The following is a 15,061-nucleotide window of genomic DNA, read 5'->3' on the forward strand; positions in this document are numbered from 1 at the left end:
AGGGGAGAACGGGGTTTGTTACGACGTCTGGCGTTCCGGCTGCCACCGCACCCGGCCTCCGTCCCGCTGGCCCGAAGACGGGCCCACGACCACCTCGCCGCCTGGGGCCTGCCCGAGCGCGGCGACGGACTCGACGAGGCGCTCCTCCTCGTCTCCGAGCTGGTGACCAACGCGGTGACCCACGCGAGCACGGGGGAGCGCGAGGTGGAGGTCGCGGTCACCGCCCTCGCCGACGGCTCCTGCTTCATCGAGGTCTCCGACGGCGACCCCCGCCTCCCCGAGCCCCGGCCCCTCGCCTCCTGCAACGGCGAGAACGGCCGGGGCCTGCGCCTGGTGGACGCGTTCGCGGAGGCGTGGGGGGTGTGGCGGCGGGGGCGCTACGGAAAGACCGTGTGGGCCCTCGTACGGCATGCGTAGCCGCACGTACGCAGCGAGGCAGGAATCAAGCCGCAGGCACACGGGCGCGCGCCGCGCTCACTTCGCGCTGCGGGCCCGCCGGGACACCACCGCGCGCAGCACCCGCCGCCCCTCCGTGGCCACGGTGTGGGCCTGACGCAGACCGCCCGCGCCCGCCCCCTGGTTGGCCAGGAGCTCCAACGTCCGGATCTGGCGCCGGAGTTCGGCGGCCACCAAGGGGGACGTGGGCTCGTAGCCGCCCACCGTCGCAGGCGCCGGGGCGTTGGTGGCCGCCAAGGCCACCGTGTCGAGGAGTCGGTGGATCTGCAGCGCGGCCACCGAGCAGCCGTCCGCCCACTCGCGCAGCCCGCCCGCCGCGCGGGACGCGGGCGCGGCCATGAGCATGCGGTGCGCGAGCGCCGTCGCCTCGTCGGCCGCCGCGTCCACCGGGCCGATGGCGGCGCGCGCCGCGGCCAGCGGGGCGTCCCACTCCGCGCCGTCCGCGAGGCTGCTCCACAGCGGCCGGAACACCTCGTCCCCGCCGCCGAGCAGCGGGGCGCACCGGTCCAGACAGGCGAGCCCGCTGGCCGCCAGGCCCCTCTCGTCGGCCTGCGCGATCAGTTCCACCAGGCTCATGGCGTACGCCTCCCGTAGAGCGGACCCTGCACATCCCCTTACTGCGTGCGAGGCCCCGGGAACGTCACTGCGGGAGAACGCCGAGCCGGTCGAGGAAGCGGAAGAAGAGCTGCTCCGCCGACGGCTCGGGGTCGGCGCTCAGCACGTCAAGGAGCGGCTCCGCCGTGACCCGCCGGCCCGACTCGGCGGCCCAGGCGACCGCCCGGTCCGCGGCGTCGCGCGGCTCCAGGAAGTAGTCCTCCACCGTCAGCCCGTCGTCGCCGAGGTAGCCCGCCATCGCCTCGCGCGCCAGGCACGTCGTCCACGCCCCGCTCTCCGGGGCGGCCGCTTCGACGACGACGCAGTCGCTGTCCATCACATATCCGAACAGGGCGGGTGAACCGGTCTCCAGGGCAAGGGTGTTCATGTTCCCGACGTCCCGCGCGCCGTCCCCGCCCGGGACCTCCCAGACCTGCCAGCCGTCGGGCCGCCGCTCCAGCAGCGTCAGCTCGTCATGGACACCGGCCACCGCCGCGTATTCATTGAGCGGACGCTCGCTGCGCCCCACGACGTAATAACCCCAGTAGCCCATGCCGGCATCCCCCCGGTGTGCTCGCAACGCTTGAATCCGCAGTCTCGGCTCGGGCCGAATAGACCACACGGATAAGCGAGTTCGCCACCCATCACGTCAATCCACGTCAGGTCCTGGCCCTAAAGACGATCGGCGAGCCGTGCGAAGTTCCCCCAGGAAAGCGCGGGCTTCCGCGGGTCCCACAACTTCTGCACGGTCGCCCGCAGCGGCAGCCGGATGCCCCGCGCCACCTGGTCCTGCGTCTGCGCGCCCGCCAGGTCGCACCAGACCGCGAAGGAGCCGCCGAGGACCTGCCCGTCGTACGTGCCGCTCACCGCGTGCGAGCCGCGCAGCACGAGCGGCGTCCACTCCTCGTAGATGCGCTGCCCCGTCGGATAGCGGAAGGTGTTGGGCTGCCCGAGCACGTAGTACAGGTACTCGTCGTTGTAATTGAGGACCTTGCGGCCCTCGCGCAGATACTCGGCGGGCTCCCGTGCCCCGATCTCCTTGCCCGTCCAGTACGCCACCTCGACGTCCTTGTCGGCCTTGACGGTCCCGCCCCGGAAGAACCCGTCGTTCCAGGCGCGCGGCCGCTTCTCGTACGGGGACTGCCGGACGAAGTCGGCCCGGTCGTTCAGCCACGTCGTCGCCAGGTCCTGCACGCGCGCGCCGGGCCCGTCGTCCTCCCGCGCGCGGGCGGCCAGCTGGGGATACGAGGCCTCGGGGTCCTTCGTCATCAGGGCGCGGTACTCGTCGGCGCCCACGTGCCAGTAGGGGCCGGGGAAGAACTTCCCGTACTCGTCGAGGAGATCGCTGACGATCTCCTCCGACTCGGGCTCGGAGATGTCGACGGCCCCGCGCGCGGCCACGCCCCGGGTGTCGCGCAGCTGCAGCCCGGGGTGCCTGGCGATGACGGCGCCGAGGTGCCCGGGGGAGTCGATCTCGGGCACGACCGTGACGTGGCGGCTCGCGGCCAGCTTCAGGATGCGGCGCATCTCGGCCTTGGTGAGGTGGTACGGCGAGACGATCTCCGGGTGCGAGTCCGACTCGATCCGGAAGCCCTGGTCGTCGGAGAAGTGCAGCCCCAGCTCGTTGAACTTGAGGTCCGCGATCTCCCGGATCCGGTCCTCGATCCACCCCGCGGTGAAGTGCTTGCGCGCGATGTCGAGCATGAAGCCGCGGCGCTCCTTGGCGGGCCGGTCCCGCACCACTCCCTCCGGCGCGGTGCCGTCCCCGCTCACCTCCTGCTTGAGGGTGCGGGTGCCGTAGAACACCCCGGCGTCGCTGCCCGCGACGATCCGCACCCGCCGGTCCTTGACGGTGAGGGTGTACGACTCGTCGTCCTTCCCGCCGTCCCCGCCCTCGTCGAGCGCCAGCTCCACGTCGCCCGCGCGCGGGGCGGACTCCCCGAGGATCCCCGCGTACCGGAGCTTCAGCTCCCCGGCGAGCAGCCGGCCCTCGTCGGCGAGCGCGCCGTCCGCGACGACGACGCGGCCGCCCTCGGCGGGCTTCCACCCGGGGCCGCGCGCGGGCGTGTGCTGCCGCACCGCCGGGATGGTCTGCGGCGCCTTGGACAGCGGATACGACTTCGTGGGCGAGGGAGCGGAGGAGGCGCCCGACTTCCCGGCGGAGGGGTGGCCCGCACGCCCGCCCGACCCGTCGCCCCCGTCCGGCCAGAGCGCCACCGTCAGCACCACGGCCCCCGCCGCGACGACCCCGCCGACCGCCGTGGCCCGGCGCCGGTTCACCGGGCACCGCCCACGGCCCGGGGAGCGGACAAGGACAAGAGAGTGAGCGCCGTCATGAGGGTCACGCTACGACTTGCCCCGCACCCCTCCCCGTCCACACCGCGAAGCCAAACTCTCCCGTCTGAGTGAAATTCGTGCATCCGTCGGACACTTCCCCACACGTCTCGATAGCGTTACGGCACACCCCCCAGCACATCCAGTCCCATCCACAGATGGCCCCTGCCCAGGAGCACCCGCTGCCCACGCACCCGCGCCCCACCGGCCGCGTCCCCGGCCAGCCACGAGGCCCCGTCGCCCAGTTGACGGAGCTCAACTCCGTCGCGGCCGAAACAGCGGTGCGCACCCTCCTGACCTGCTGCGCCAGCCACAGCTGGGCCCGCCGTGTCGCCGAGCACCGGCCCTACCCCGACCTCGACGCGCTGCTCGCCGCCGCCGACGAGGCCGCCTACGACCTGACCCCCGCCGACCTCACCGAGGCCCTCGCGGGCGAACCCGTCGAGCCCACCGCGTTCCCGGCGCCCGGCGCCGACCAGGACATCTACTCCGCCGCGCACACCGCGCTGCGCGCCGCGACCGCCGCGTACGAGAGCCGCTTCGGCCACGCCTTCGTGATCTGTCTCGACGACATCGCCCCGGGCGAGGCCCTGGACGCGCTGCTCGCCGGGATCCGCTCCCGGCTCGGCCACGACCCGGAGGAGGAGCGGGCCATCGCGGCCGAGGAGCTGCGCCGCCTCGCCCGCGGCCGCCTCGCCCGGCTCGTTCAACTGCAGGAAGAGCGGACACAAACGCGGCCCGATAGCCCGTACGTGCCTGTTTGATTGCCTGTTTGATCACACCTGCGGACCCCGGGCGAGCAAGCCGACAACTCGTCGATACGATGTCGAGCGGCCGGTGGACCGTACCCGGCCGGGTCGTCCGACACCGCAGCCGGCCGGCCCCAATCCCCGCTCCCGGAGGGTTCTTCCGTGCCGGCTGGAACGCTGTACCGCGGCCGGGAAGGCATGTGGTCCTGGGTGGCTCATCGAGTCACCGGTGTCCTCATCTTCTTCTTCCTGTTCGTGCATGTGCTGGACACCGCTCTCGTCCGCGTCTCCCCGGAGGCGTACGACGATGTCGTCAGCACCTACAAGACGCCGATCGTCGCACTCCTCGAGTACGGCCTGGTCGCTGCCATCCTCTTCCACGCGCTCAACGGCCTGCGCGTCATCGCCGTCGACTTCTGGTCGAAGGGTCCGCGCTACCAGAAGCAGATGCTGTGGACCGTCGTCGGCATCTGGGTCGTGCTGATGGCCGGGGCGCTGTACCCGGTTCTCGGCCACGCCGTTCGTGAACTGTTCGGGAGCTGACGCCAGACATGTCCGACACCACACTTGAGAAGTCCGGAGTGAGCCCCGTCGAGGGTGAGTCCCTCTACGACGCCGAGCACCCCGCGCCCCTCATCGAGGCCCCGCGCAAGCGCACGTCGAAGACGCCGCGCTCGACCCGCGGCAACTTCGAGATGGCCGCGTGGCTCTTCATGCGCCTGTCCGGCGTCGTCCTGGTCGTCCTGGTCCTCGGCCACCTGCTGATCCAGCTCGTCCTCGACGGCGGCGTCAGCAAGATCGGCTTCGCCTTCGTCGCCGGCCGCTGGGCCTCCCCGTTCTGGCAGGTCTGGGACCTGCTGATGCTGTGGCTCGCGATGCTGCACGGCGCGAACGGCCTGCGTACCGTCATCAACGACTACGCGGAGCGCCCGAACACGCGACTGTGGCTCAAGGGCCTGCTGTACACCGCCACGGTGTTCACCATCCTTCTGGGCACGCTGGTGATCTTCACCTTCGACCCGAACATCCGCTAGGCACGGGGCTGAGGTAATCCACTCATGAAGATCCACAAGTACGACACCGTCATCGTCGGCGCCGGCGGCGCGGGCATGCGCGCCGCCATCGAGGCGACGAAGCGCAGCCGTACCGCCGTGCTGACGAAGCTCTACCCCACCCGCTCCCACACGGGCGCCGCGCAGGGCGGCATGGCCGCCGCGCTCGCCAACGTGGAGGAGGACAACTGGGAGTGGCACACCTTCGACACGATCAAGGGCGGCGACTACCTGGTCGACCAGGACGCCGCCGAGATCCTGGCGAAGGAGGCCATCGACGCGGTCCTCGACCTGGAGAAGATGGGCCTGCCGTTCAACCGCACGCCCGCCGGCGAGATCGACCAGCGGCGCTTCGGCGGTCACTCCCGCAACCACGGTGAGGCCCCGGTCCGCCGGGCCTGCTACGCCGCGGACCGCACCGGCCACATGATCCTCCAGACCCTCTACCAGAACTGCGTCAAGGAGGGTGTGGAGTTCTTCAACGAGTTCTACGTCCTCGACCAGCTCATCGTGGAGGTCGACGGCGTCAAGAAGTCCGCGGGTGTCGTCGCGTACGAGCTGGCGACCGGTGAGATCCACATCTTCCAGGCGAAGGCCGTCGTCTACGCCTCGGGCGGCACCGGCAAGTTCTTCAAGGTGACGTCGAACGCGCACACCCTGACCGGTGACGGCCAGGCCGCGTGCTACCGCCGCGGGCTGCCGCTGGAGGACATGGAGTTCTTCCAGTTCCACCCGACCGGCATCTGGCGCATGGGCATCCTGCTGACGGAGGGCGCCCGCGGTGAGGGCGGCATCCTGCGCAACAAGGACGGCGAGCGCTTCATGGAGAAGTACGCGCCGGTCATGAAGGACCTCGCGTCCCGTGACGTCGTGTCCCGCTCCATCTACACGGAGATCCGTGAGGGCCGCGGCTGCGGTCCCGAGGGCGACCACGTCTACCTCGACCTCACGCACCTCCCGCCGGAGCAGCTCGACGCGAAGCTGCCCGACATCACGGAGTTCGCGCGCACCTACCTCGGCATCGAGCCCTACACGGACCCGATCCCGATCCAGCCGACCGCGCACTACGCCATGGGCGGCATCCCGACGAACGTCGAGGGCGAGGTCCTCGCGGACAACTCGACGGTCGTGCCCGGCCTGTACGCGGCCGGCGAGGTCGCCTGCGTCTCGGTGCACGGCGCCAACCGCCTCGGCACCAACTCGCTCCTGGACATCAACGTGTTCGGGCGCCGCGCGGGCATCGCCGCCGCCGAGTACTCCGCGAAGAACGACTACGTCGAGCTTCCGGAGAACCCGGAGGAGCTGGTCGTCGCCCAGGTCGAGCGCCTGCGCGACGCGACCGGCACCGAGCGCGTGGCCGAGCTCCGCAAGGAGCTGCAGGAGACCATGGACGCCAACGTGATGGTGTTCCGCACGGAGCAGACCATCAAGACGGCGGTCGAGAAGATCGCGGAGCTCCGCGAGCGCTACCTGAACGTCTCCATCCAGGACAAGGGCAAGCGGTTCAACACCGACCTCCTGGAGGCCATCGAGCTGGGCAACCTGCTCGACCTGGCCGAGGTCATGGCGACCTCCGCCCTGGCCCGCAAGGAGTCCCGCGGCGGTCACTACCGCGAGGACTACCCGAACCGCGACGACGTCAACTTCATGCGCCACACCATGGCGTACCGCGAGGTCGGCGCTGACGGCTCCGAGTCGATCCGCCTCGACTACAAGCCGGTCGTGCAGACCCGCTACCAGCCGATGGAGCGTAAGTACTGATGGCTACCCCGACGATGGACAAGCTGGAGGCCCTGGAGAAGGACTCGTCCTCCTCCCACCTCATCACGGTCACCTTCCGCATCCGCCGGTTCAACCCGGAGGTCTCGGCGGAGGCGACCTGGGAGGACTTCCAGCTGGAGATCGACCCCAAGGAGCGGGTCCTCGACGGTCTGCACAAGATCAAGTGGGACATGGACGGGTCGCTGACCTTCCGCCGCTCCTGCGCGCACGGCATCTGCGGCTCGGACGCCATGCGCATCAACGGCAAGAACCGCCTGGCCTGCAAGACCCTGATCAAGGACATCAACCCGGCCAAGCCGATCACGGTCGAGCCCATCAAGGGCCTCACGGTCCTGAAGGACCTGGTCGTGGACATGGACCCGTTCTTCCAGGCGTACCGGGATGTCATGCCCTTCCTGGTGACGACCGGCAATGAGCCGACCCGTGAGCGCCTGCAGTCCGCCGAGGACCGCGAGCGCTTCGACGACACGACGAAGTGCATCCTGTGCGCGGCCTGCACCTCCTCGTGCCCGGTGTTCTGGAACGACGGCCAGTACTTCGGCCCCGCGGCGATCGTGAACGCCCACCGCTTCATCTTCGACTCGCGTGACGAGGCGGGCGAGCAGCGCCTGGAGATCCTCAACGACAAGGACGGCGTGTGGCGCTGCCGCACGACGTTCAACTGCACGGACGCGTGCCCGCGCGGCATCGAGGTCACCAAGGCGATCCAGGAGGTGAAGCGCGCGCTCATCACGCGCCGCTTCTGATCGGCTGACCCGCTGATCCCTCCGGCCCCGTTCCCCTTGGGAACGGGGCCTTCGCCGTACTCTGACGGCATGTCAGATGACCAGTCGTATGAGACGTCCGAGACGTACGAGACGCTCGGCTTCGACAACGTGCTCTTCCCCGTCGGGGACCTGGGCGAGGCGGTCTCCTTCTACGAGCGGGCGGGCTTCCCCGTCGCCTTCCGCCTCGACGAGATCGGGCTCGCGATCCTGAAGGTCGGCAAGGAGACCCCGGGCATCCTGCTGCGCGTGGAGGAAGCGACGGTCCACCGCGGCGCCCCCTGGGACGCGCCCCGCATCTGGCTGGAGGTCCGCGACGCGCGGGCGAAGGCGGGGGTGCTCGCGGGGGCGGGCATCCCGGTCCTGGCCGAGCCGTTCTCCGTGGCCACGGGGTGGACCGTGGAGATCGCGGACCCGTGGGGGAACGTGGTCGGGTTCACGGATTACTCGAAGAGGCCGGAGCTGGCGCGGAGTTGAGATTCTTCAGCCACTCGTCAAGGTCGCCAGTTCCACCAGCGTGAGCAGGCCGAAGAACCCGTGCCCGAGCATGGCGGCCGCGGCGGCCGCCTGCAGCATGCCGGAGCCGGTCCCGCCGAGGGCGAGCCCCGGCGTCACGCCGCCCTTGCCTGCGAGCCAGAAGCCGCGGACCGACGACAGCAGCGGCAGCACGATGAAGCCGCCGGGCAGCCAGTGGGTGAGGCCGATGAGTGCGACCGACGCCATGAGCATCCCGTACGAGTTCCGGACCAGCCGGGCACGCTCCTTCAACGTGCGGACGGGGGCGGATGGGGCGACCGGCGGGAGCGTGTACGGGTCGGCTTCCTCTTCCGAGAGCGTGGGCGGGAGCTGTGAGTTGAGCCGTGGCGGGGGCTGGTGAGAGGAGGGCTCCGGAGCGGCCGGTGCCGGGCGTGGTTGCGGCTCTGATGCTCGTGCCGGGGCGCTTTGGGTCAGGGCGCCGTGCAGGTCGGTGCCGCTGGGGGCCGGTCCGGGCGGCCCGGTACCTTCGTCCGGGCCGTCGAGAACGGTCGGACTGTACGCGGGGGCAGTGGGGACACCGTAAGGCGGCGTGTCCTGGGTCAGAATCCGCGGACGGAGCCGGTCCACGGAGGCCCGCATCGCCACAGCGTCCGCGTACCGCGAGTCGGGAGCCTTGGCGAGTGCGCGTGTGACCAGACCCTGCACTTCGGCTGGGACGTCGGCGCCGAGTTCCGCGAGGGTCGGTGGCTCCATGGTGGCGTGCTGGTAGCCGATCTGATAGCCGGAGTCGGCGTCGAACGGGAGCCTTCCGGTAAGGAGTTGAACGAGGACGACCCCGACCGCGTACAGGTCCGTGCGCCCGTCGACGGTGCTGCGGCCCTCGAACTGCTCGGGTGCCATGTAGTGCGGGGTCCCGATGGTGACGCCGGTGCCGGTGAGTGCCGTGCCCGAACCGTCGAAGGCCCGGGCGATGCCGAAGTCCATGACCTTCACTGAACCGTCCTGCCCCACCATGATGTTGGCGGGTTTCACATCGCGGTGCACCATGCCCTGCGCGTGGCTGGCCGTGAGGGCGGACAGCACATCGGAGGTGATCCGCAGCACCTCGTCCAGCGGCATGCCACCGGGCTGCTCCGGCACCAGCCGACTGAGCGGATTGCCCTCTACGTACTCCATGACGATGTACGGCACCGGTGCCTGCCCCGCTTGCAGCGCCTCCTCACCGACGTCGTGCACCGCGACCACGCGTGGGTGGCCGATCCGTGCGACAGCGCGTGCCTCGCGCCGGAACCGCTCGCGGGCACTCTGCTGGCCCGCGAGTTCGGTGCTCATGGACTTCACGGCCACGGTCCGGTCAAGCGCGGTGTCCCGTGCACGGTGTACGGCCGCCATGCCCCCCTTGCCAATCAACTCCTGTATGACATAACGCCCTTGCGACAACTCATGTCCGGGCCTGATTCCCGTGGTCACCGTCCGCCCCGCCTCTCCGTCAACGAGCAGGCTACTGCCCGCGGAGCTCCGGCTGAGGGCCGTGCCCGGCATGACCGTCGTGAGCGTCGAACGCGCTGGAGCGTGCCCTACGGCCGGATTTGCCCGTTACGGGACCTTGATCGCTGTCTAGCGTGAATGCCCGAAACGCTCGTCATCCCCGTTTCTTCATGGAGGATCCATGGCGATGCAACTCGTGGTCGAGCCGGGCAGGTACTTCATCAAGAGCGCGGCCTACGCGGACCGCGTCCTCGACGTCAGCGGTGGCAGTACGGCGCCCAACACCCCTGTCATCGGCTGGCACTGGCAGAAGAGCGACAATCAGGCGTGGGAGCTGGTCGAGACCCAGTTCCCGAACGAGTTCATCATCAAGTCCGCGATCGGTGAGGTCTTCCTCAACCTCTCCAGCGACCGGTCCTACCCGCCGAAGCTGGCGGTCCAGCCCGTGTACGTGGTGTGGCCCATCGTGCCCGTCGCGAGCAGCGCGTTCCGGATCAGCTACCCGGGCACCCTTCAGGTCGTCACCCTCGCCACCGAGACCGAGGGCTCCCAGGGCATCCTCCAGGACGGCACGCTCTCGCCGACCCAGGAGTGGACCTTCGAACGCGCCTGAGTTGTAAGTGAGTTGTGGGGTCGCCGCCATCAGCGTGTGTGCTGCGTGGGGCGGCCCCTTTTCGTGTCGTTTTCTGTATCGGAAACTGGACTCTTGCCGTATCGGAAAGTCAGCGGCTAGAGTTTCCGGCATGGAAACAAACGGGGGAGTCCTCCAGCCGACGCCCGAGCAGGCGCGTGCCGCTCTGGCCGACACCGATCAGGTCCGCGCGTCCGTCGCTGCGCTGTCCGCCACGCCGTGGCCGCGGTGGTTCGCCGTGCTGCTCGCCGCCTTCTGCGCCGCGTCGCCGATCCTGCTCGGCGGTGTGCTGGGCGAGCGTGACTGGCTGATGCCGCACGGGGCCTGGCTCGTCGCCCTGCTCGTCGTCGAGGGGCTGTACTTCGTGGCTTTCGCCGTCGCCGCCCGGAACTGGCGTGCCAAGACAGGCGTGGCGCTGCGCATGGACGTCCTGCCCAAGAGCGCCACCGTGCCGCTGTTCATCGGGATGCCGCTACTCTTCGTGGGCCCCGCGTTCGTGTTCCGCGAGACCGGGCAGCCGCTGTGGCTCTTCGGCGCCGCCGTCGTGGGTGCGGCCGTGTCCATCGGTTTCCACCGCTGGTTCGTCCGACTGCACCGGAAGGCGTCGTGAGCGCCGCCGACCCCATGGAGGGCTTCAACGCCACCATCCACGCGCCCAACCGGCTGCGGATCTGTGCCCTGCTGGATGTCGCCGGGGAGGCGGAGTTCAGTGTCGTGCAGGAACAGCTCGGCGTATCCGCGTCCGTGCTCAGCAAGCACGTCACCGTGCTCATGGACGCGGGGTATGTGGAGCAGCGCAAGGCCGTACGGGACACCCGGCAGCGGGTCTGGCTGAAGCTGAGCTCGCCGGGGCGTGCGGCGTATCAGGCTCACCATGCGGCGTTGCGGGCCATTGTCGGCCCCTGAGGCTCAGTCGCTGTTCTTGAGTGCGTCGACGAAGGTGGTCCACGCGGGGGCCGTGAAGGCGATGGCGGGGCCGGTGGGGTTTTTGCTGTCGCGGACGGGGATGTGGGTGGGGGCCCCTGCGTCGTTCACTTCCAGGCACTGGCCGCTTTCTCCACCGCTGTAGCTTGACTTGCGCCACATCAGCAGAGCGGACGCGTCGGGGATGGTCACGGGCTCACTGCTGCGCATGCTCGTATTCCTTCGCGATGGACCTGATCAGGGCCAGGGAGGCGCGATGCGAGAGCGCATCCCCCAGAGCGTGATCGTATGCCGCTTGGCACTCGCGGACCACGGACGGGACTTCGAGCACCCGTCCTGTACTCAAGCCTTCCACATAGGCGACAGGTGGCAGGTCCTCGAACCACATCAATGAGACGACGCCTTCCATCAGCGCGTGCAAGCCCGCCGAGAACGGAAGCACATGCACTCGGATGCGCTGGCTCTCGCCCAACTTCACGATGTGACAGAGCTGTTCGCACATCACGGCCCGGTCTCCAGCGGGACGCCTGAGTACTGCCTCGTCCAGCAGCGCCCAGAACACCGGCGAGTGGAAATCGTCGAGGATCTGGCCCCGCTTCACGCGTGTGACAAGGAGCTTGTCACGTTCCTCGGTCGACTTGGGCGGGAAGCCCGAGCCGAGTACTTCGCGCGTGTACGCCTCCGTCTGAAGGACGCCCGGCACCAGCTTGGGGCCGTACACCCTGATCACCGTCGCCTGACGCTCAAGCTCCAACGCCTCCGCGAAGTGTTCCGCGACCTTGCCCTCTGCCAGCGTCGGCAGGAACTCCACGAAGAAGTCCCCCGCCCCCAGCACCTGACCCAGCCGTCTCGCGTCCTCCACATCCGGCCTCCGCCGCCCCGCCTCAATATGCGCGATGTGCGTCCGCGACATCACCGCCCGCACACTCAGCTCCTCCTGCGTGAGCCCGGCCGCCTCCCGTCGCCGCTTCAGCTCCTGCCCGTACTTCTCTCGCGACTGCGGGCTGTCCTCGATCGCCATGCCCAACTCCCGGATGTGCGAGTTGCGTTGTCACATCGGATCCCCTACCGAGCGTACCCATCGCCACCTCACTCTGTGATCGGAACAGCACGCTGAGCGAGAGGGCGAGGTCATGGAGGAGATCGGGGAGATGGGGGAGAAGGAGTGGGTAGGGCCCGGGATCACCTTGCGGGTGTCGCGGGACAGCGGGCGGACCTGGGGGCCCCGGGTCGTCTACTACCCAGCCCGGGACGTCGCGGCGCTCCCGGCGGGGGTCAGGTATCCGCTGTGCAGGTGTTCGCGGTGCCGAGGCGTGAAGTGACCCTGCGTGTACGGGAGTTGCTGTAGCGTGAGCATGCACAGCTTGATCGCCTCGTACGGAAACGAGGCGGCCCCCGTCCCGGCTGCAACCGGCGGCGAGGGCCTTCAACCTCGAGTGCACTAGGAGCACCCGACGATGTTCCGTCATGTTAGCGCGCCCGCGCGCTTCTTCTCTCAGGTACCGAACGAGATCATCCGGCATCCCCGGCTCTCCTCCGACGCGGTTCGGCTCCTGACCTGGCAGCTCTCCCTCCCCGCCGAAGCGGAAGAATCTCTTTCCCGAACCGCCCGGCGCGCCGGGATCGGGAAGGTCGCCTTCCTGCGCGCCAAGGGGCAGTTGAAGGACGAGGGGTATGTGCACGAGTGGCGGGAGCAGGTGGAGCGGGGGCGGTGGCGTACGCGGCAGCTCGTATCCAAGGTGCCGCTCGTGCGGGAGGAGGCGATCCGGCTCGCGGGCGGTGGTGCGGACGAGTCGATGCAGGTCGCGCCGACGGGTGGTGCACCGGCCGCCGGTGCGCCGGTGGGTCGGTCCGTCGGCCGTCTTCCAGAGGAAACCCCCGTAGGGAACACCCTCCAACCTGGCGCGGAGGTGGACGCGGTGCTCGCCGAAGGGCGTCGCGTCGTCGACGCGCTGCCCCAGCTCGACCCCCGGCTGCGGGTTCCTCGGGGGATGTTCGCCGAGCTGTCCGTGCTGGCCGCGGAGTGGCTGGTGCGCGGGCACACGGCGGAGGGCGTCTGGCGCGAGGTCAGCCGCCAACTGCCCTGTCCGGGAACGGGCATTCACCGGCCCGGTGGGCTGCTGCGGTACGTGCTGCGGCGGATCCCGCCTGTGGCCGTGCCGCCCGCACCACGGCCCGAGCCGCGCGTCGCGCGGATGCGGGAGTGTGCGGGCGAGCGGCACGTACAGGTGTGGCTCTTCCGGCCGGTGGGGGACGAGGAGTTGTGCGCCGAGTGCCGTCGGGAGCGGGCGGCCGAGTCCGAGCCTGAGCCCGTACCGAGTGTGGAGTCGGCCGCCGTACGAGGTGCCTCCGTCGTGCGGGCGGCCCTGCGCGGGGCGGGCTACGGCGTCAGTGACCCGCCCACGTGCGCGCCCGCCGGAGTGCCCAGCGCCGCACGGCCGTAGTACACCCCGCCCGCCAGGGCGACGCCCGAACTGCCGCTGTCCAGCTGGAGGATCGTGCCGTCGCCCGCGTCCTCGCCGTCGACGCCGATCGCCAGGTCCGCGCGGCCGTCGGTGGTGGCGAAGTTCGCGAGGGAGACCGAGGAGCCGAGGCGGTCGCCGGACTCCGTCGAGCCGGGGACGTCGGGTTCGTCCTGGGAGATCGCGAGGGCGCCCGTCCCCGTGAGGCCCGATGCCGTGCCCTTGAACAACAAGCTCGTGCCCGCGTCCTTGCGGGCCGTTCCCGCGCGCGTGATGTCCTCGCCGGGGGCGCCCGCCAGGACGTCCGCGTGGCCGTCGCCGTCCACGTCGGCGGCGGCGACCGACCAGCCGAGCGCGTCGCCCGCCTCGGCGGCGCCGGGGACGCCGGGTGAGGACTGGTGGACCGTCGTCAGTCCGGTGGACGTCGGGCCTGTCGGGGAGCCGGGGAGCACCGTCACCTGGCCGCCCGCGTGCGCGCCGGACTCGGACGTGTACGGCTGGCCGATGACCAGGTCGTCGTGGCCGTCGGCCGTCACGTCCGCCGACGCGATCGAGCGGCCGCCCGCGACCGGGAGGACCCCGACCCGGCTCAGGCCCGACCGCGTCCCCTTGAACCATGTGACCCGGCCCTTGCCCGCCTGGTCGCGGTAGGTCAGGGCCACGTCCGCGTAGCCGTCGTGGTTGAAGTCGCCGGACGCCGCGTCCTCGTACGCTATCGAGCTGTCCTGCGTGGTCAGGCTGCCGCCGACCTCGTGGGTCTCCGACAGGCGGGCCGACCAGGTGCCGCCCGTGCCGGTGGACGCCGCGAAGACGTCCGCCTTCCCGTCGGCGTTGAAGTCGCCGACCGCCACCGCCGAGCCGAACCGGGCGCCCGGCATGTGGAAGTCGTCGGCCAGCTGCATGTCCGTGCCGGAGGTGAGGGCGGGGCCGTAGAGGATCGTGACCGCTCCTCTGTCCTTGTGGCCCGTCGTGTCGTCCTCGCCGGGGGCGCCGATCGCCAGGTCCGCGTAGCCGTCGCCGTTGATGTCGCCGGTCGCGGTCGCCGCGGCCCAGTTGTCGCCCGCCTCGGAGTTGCCGGGGACGCCGGGCGAGGACTGCGTGAGCGTCTTCTGCGCCCCGCTCGCCGGGCCCTGCGCGCCGCCGGGCAGGACCGTGAGGGAGCCGGTGCCGCCGGAGGTCCCGGGCGTGCCCGCGACCAGGTCGGCGCCGCCGTCGCCGTCGATGTCGGCGGTGGGGGCCGATGGGCCCGGCTCGGCCGCGGACGCGGGGGCCGCGAGCGCCGTCACCCCCGAACACCCCAGTACGGCCGCCCCGATCGTCAGCAGTGCCCTGCTCCTCAGGCTCAACT

The 15,061-nt window shown here is 70.4% G+C and carries 18 protein-coding genes; 11 read left to right on the plus strand and 7 right to left on the minus strand.

All coding sequences use genetic code 11. The features are described from left to right. The first annotated feature begins 15 nt into the window (after positions 1–15). Entirely contained in the window at positions 16–417 is a 402-nt protein-coding gene (locus ACQB60_RS35920) for an ATP-binding protein (RefSeq protein WP_496930309.1), read from the plus strand. 57 nt (positions 418–474) lie between these two features. On the opposite strand, the gene ACQB60_RS35925 is transcribed toward ACQB60_RS35920, so the two are convergent. The 3 genes from ACQB60_RS35925 to ACQB60_RS35935 form a co-directional block, all read right to left on the minus strand. Continuing rightward, entirely contained in the window at positions 475–1,032 is a 558-nt protein-coding gene (locus ACQB60_RS35925) for a hypothetical protein (protein ID WP_496930310.1), read from the minus strand. Between the two features lie 64 nt (positions 1,033–1,096). After that, on the minus strand, positions 1,097–1,603 hold the full coding sequence (locus tag ACQB60_RS35930; RefSeq protein ID WP_384845853.1) for a hypothetical protein: 507 nt from the start codon (positions 1,601–1,603) through the stop codon (positions 1,097–1,099). Positions 1,604–1,722: 119 nt separating this feature from the next. Next, complete coding sequence (locus ACQB60_RS35935) at positions 1,723–3,330, minus strand: beta-N-acetylhexosaminidase (protein ID WP_496930311.1); 1,608 nt, start codon at positions 3,328–3,330, stop codon at positions 1,723–1,725. A gap of 212 nt (positions 3,331–3,542) precedes the next feature. On the opposite strand from ACQB60_RS35935, the gene ACQB60_RS35940 reads away from it, so the two are divergent. From ACQB60_RS35940 to ACQB60_RS35965, 6 genes are all read left to right on the plus strand, one after another. Then, positions 3,543–4,148, plus strand: coding sequence for a 2-oxo-4-hydroxy-4-carboxy-5-ureidoimidazoline decarboxylase (locus ACQB60_RS35940; protein WP_496930312.1), 606 nt, complete (start codon positions 3,543–3,545; stop codon positions 4,146–4,148). A gap of 147 nt (positions 4,149–4,295) precedes the next feature. Next, complete coding sequence (gene sdhC, locus ACQB60_RS35945; protein ID WP_384845847.1) at positions 4,296–4,676, plus strand: succinate dehydrogenase, cytochrome b556 subunit; 381 nt, start codon at positions 4,296–4,298, stop codon at positions 4,674–4,676. A gap of 8 nt (positions 4,677–4,684) precedes the next feature. Beyond that, positions 4,685–5,167, plus strand: coding sequence for a succinate dehydrogenase hydrophobic membrane anchor subunit (locus ACQB60_RS35950; protein WP_496930313.1), 483 nt, complete (start codon positions 4,685–4,687; stop codon positions 5,165–5,167). A 24-nt stretch (positions 5,168–5,191) separates the two neighbouring features. Next, entirely contained in the window at positions 5,192–6,946 is a 1,755-nt protein-coding gene (sdhA, locus tag ACQB60_RS35955; RefSeq protein WP_496930314.1) for a succinate dehydrogenase flavoprotein subunit, read from the plus strand. Further along, positions 6,946–7,713 carry a succinate dehydrogenase iron-sulfur subunit gene (locus ACQB60_RS35960; protein WP_496930315.1) on the plus strand — a complete coding sequence of 256 codons (768 nt, stop codon included), beginning with the start codon at positions 6,946–6,948 and terminating at the stop codon, positions 7,711–7,713. The genes sdhA and ACQB60_RS35960 overlap by 1 nt, the downstream gene beginning before the upstream one ends. Before the next feature lie 69 nt (positions 7,714–7,782). Continuing rightward, positions 7,783–8,208: a VOC family protein gene (locus tag ACQB60_RS35965; protein ID WP_496930316.1), complete on the plus strand. Its 426-nt coding sequence runs from the start codon at positions 7,783–7,785 to the stop codon at positions 8,206–8,208. 6 nt (positions 8,209–8,214) lie between these two features. Here ACQB60_RS35965 and ACQB60_RS35970 read toward each other — a convergent pair whose 3' ends face one another. Continuing rightward, positions 8,215–9,678: a protein kinase domain-containing protein gene (locus ACQB60_RS35970; RefSeq protein WP_496930317.1), complete on the minus strand. Its 1,464-nt coding sequence runs from the start codon at positions 9,676–9,678 to the stop codon at positions 8,215–8,217. Between the two features lie 199 nt (positions 9,679–9,877). On the opposite strand from ACQB60_RS35970, the gene ACQB60_RS35975 reads away from it, so the two are divergent. The 3 genes from ACQB60_RS35975 to ACQB60_RS35985 all read left to right on the plus strand — a co-directional run bounded on the left by ACQB60_RS35975 (position 9,878) and on the right by ACQB60_RS35985 (position 11,233). Then, positions 9,878–10,309 (plus strand): RICIN domain-containing protein, encoded by a 432-nt coding sequence (locus ACQB60_RS35975; RefSeq protein ID WP_384845837.1) that lies wholly within the window; start codon positions 9,878–9,880, stop codon positions 10,307–10,309. A 130-nt stretch (positions 10,310–10,439) separates the two neighbouring features. Continuing rightward, positions 10,440–10,937: a hypothetical protein gene (locus tag ACQB60_RS35980; RefSeq protein WP_496930318.1), complete on the plus strand. Its 498-nt coding sequence runs from the start codon at positions 10,440–10,442 to the stop codon at positions 10,935–10,937. 14 nt (positions 10,938–10,951) lie between these two features. Continuing rightward, positions 10,952–11,233: a transcriptional regulator gene (locus ACQB60_RS35985; protein WP_496930359.1), complete on the plus strand. Its 282-nt coding sequence runs from the start codon at positions 10,952–10,954 to the stop codon at positions 11,231–11,233. 3 nt (positions 11,234–11,236) lie between these two features. Here the strand turns inward: ACQB60_RS35985 and ACQB60_RS35990 are convergent, their stop codons facing one another. Both ACQB60_RS35990 and ACQB60_RS35995 read right to left on the minus strand, forming a co-directional pair. Then, a complete protein-coding gene (locus ACQB60_RS35990) occupies positions 11,237–11,461 on the minus strand; it encodes a DUF397 domain-containing protein (RefSeq protein ID WP_496930319.1) in 225 nt (74 codons plus the stop codon). Then, complete coding sequence (locus ACQB60_RS35995) at positions 11,448–12,272, minus strand: helix-turn-helix domain-containing protein (protein WP_496930320.1); 825 nt, start codon at positions 12,270–12,272, stop codon at positions 11,448–11,450. Before ACQB60_RS35995 ends, ACQB60_RS35990 begins: the two co-directional genes overlap by 14 nt. A gap of 436 nt (positions 12,273–12,708) precedes the next feature. On the opposite strand from ACQB60_RS35995, the gene ACQB60_RS36000 reads away from it, so the two are divergent. Further along, on the plus strand, positions 12,709–13,695 hold the full coding sequence (locus tag ACQB60_RS36000) for a hypothetical protein (RefSeq protein WP_496930321.1): 987 nt from the start codon (positions 12,709–12,711) through the stop codon (positions 13,693–13,695). On the opposite strand, the gene ACQB60_RS36005 is transcribed toward ACQB60_RS36000, so the two are convergent. Continuing rightward, complete coding sequence (locus ACQB60_RS36005; RefSeq protein WP_496930322.1) at positions 13,632–15,059, minus strand: FG-GAP-like repeat-containing protein; 1,428 nt, start codon at positions 15,057–15,059, stop codon at positions 13,632–13,634. The genes ACQB60_RS36000 and ACQB60_RS36005 overlap by 64 nt on opposite strands. Positions 15,060–15,061 lie beyond the last annotated feature (2 nt).

The sequence above is a fragment of the Streptomyces odontotermitis genome, from assembly GCF_050510915.1.
GTDB lineage: Bacteria > Actinomycetota > Actinomycetes > Streptomycetales > Streptomycetaceae > Streptomyces.

Bases quoted from the DNA above. Each gene is read 5' to 3' on its own strand.
- ACQB60_RS35965 (WP_496930316.1), top strand. From the start codon at position 7,783: ATGTCAGATGACCAGTCGTATGAGACGTCCGAGACGTACGAGACGCTC.
- ACQB60_RS35975 (WP_384845837.1), top strand. From the start codon at position 9,878: ATGGCGATGCAACTCGTGGTCGAGCCGGGCAGGTACTTCATCAAGAGC.
- sdhA (WP_496930314.1), top strand. From the start codon at position 5,192: ATGAAGATCCACAAGTACGACACCGTCATCGTCGGCGCCGGCGGCGCG.
- ACQB60_RS35985 (WP_496930359.1), top strand. From the start codon at position 10,952: ATGGAGGGCTTCAACGCCACCATCCACGCGCCCAACCGGCTGCGGATC.
- ACQB60_RS35930 (WP_384845853.1), bottom strand. From the start codon at position 1,603: ATGGGCTACTGGGGTTATTACGTCGTGGGGCGCAGCGAGCGTCCGCTC.
- ACQB60_RS35950 (WP_496930313.1), top strand. From the start codon at position 4,685: ATGTCCGACACCACACTTGAGAAGTCCGGAGTGAGCCCCGTCGAGGGT.
- ACQB60_RS35925 (WP_496930310.1), bottom strand. From the start codon at position 1,032: ATGAGCCTGGTGGAACTGATCGCGCAGGCCGACGAGAGGGGCCTGGCG.
- ACQB60_RS35960 (WP_496930315.1), top strand. From the start codon at position 6,946: ATGGCTACCCCGACGATGGACAAGCTGGAGGCCCTGGAGAAGGACTCG.
- ACQB60_RS35990 (WP_496930319.1), bottom strand. From the start codon at position 11,461: ATGCGCAGCAGTGAGCCCGTGACCATCCCCGACGCGTCCGCTCTGCTG.
- ACQB60_RS36000 (WP_496930321.1), top strand. From the start codon at position 12,709: ATGTTCCGTCATGTTAGCGCGCCCGCGCGCTTCTTCTCTCAGGTACCG.
- ACQB60_RS35980 (WP_496930318.1), top strand. From the start codon at position 10,440: ATGGAAACAAACGGGGGAGTCCTCCAGCCGACGCCCGAGCAGGCGCGT.
- ACQB60_RS35940 (WP_496930312.1), top strand. From the start codon at position 3,543: ATGGCCCCTGCCCAGGAGCACCCGCTGCCCACGCACCCGCGCCCCACC.
- ACQB60_RS35995 (WP_496930320.1), bottom strand. From the start codon at position 12,272: ATGGCGATCGAGGACAGCCCGCAGTCGCGAGAGAAGTACGGGCAGGAG.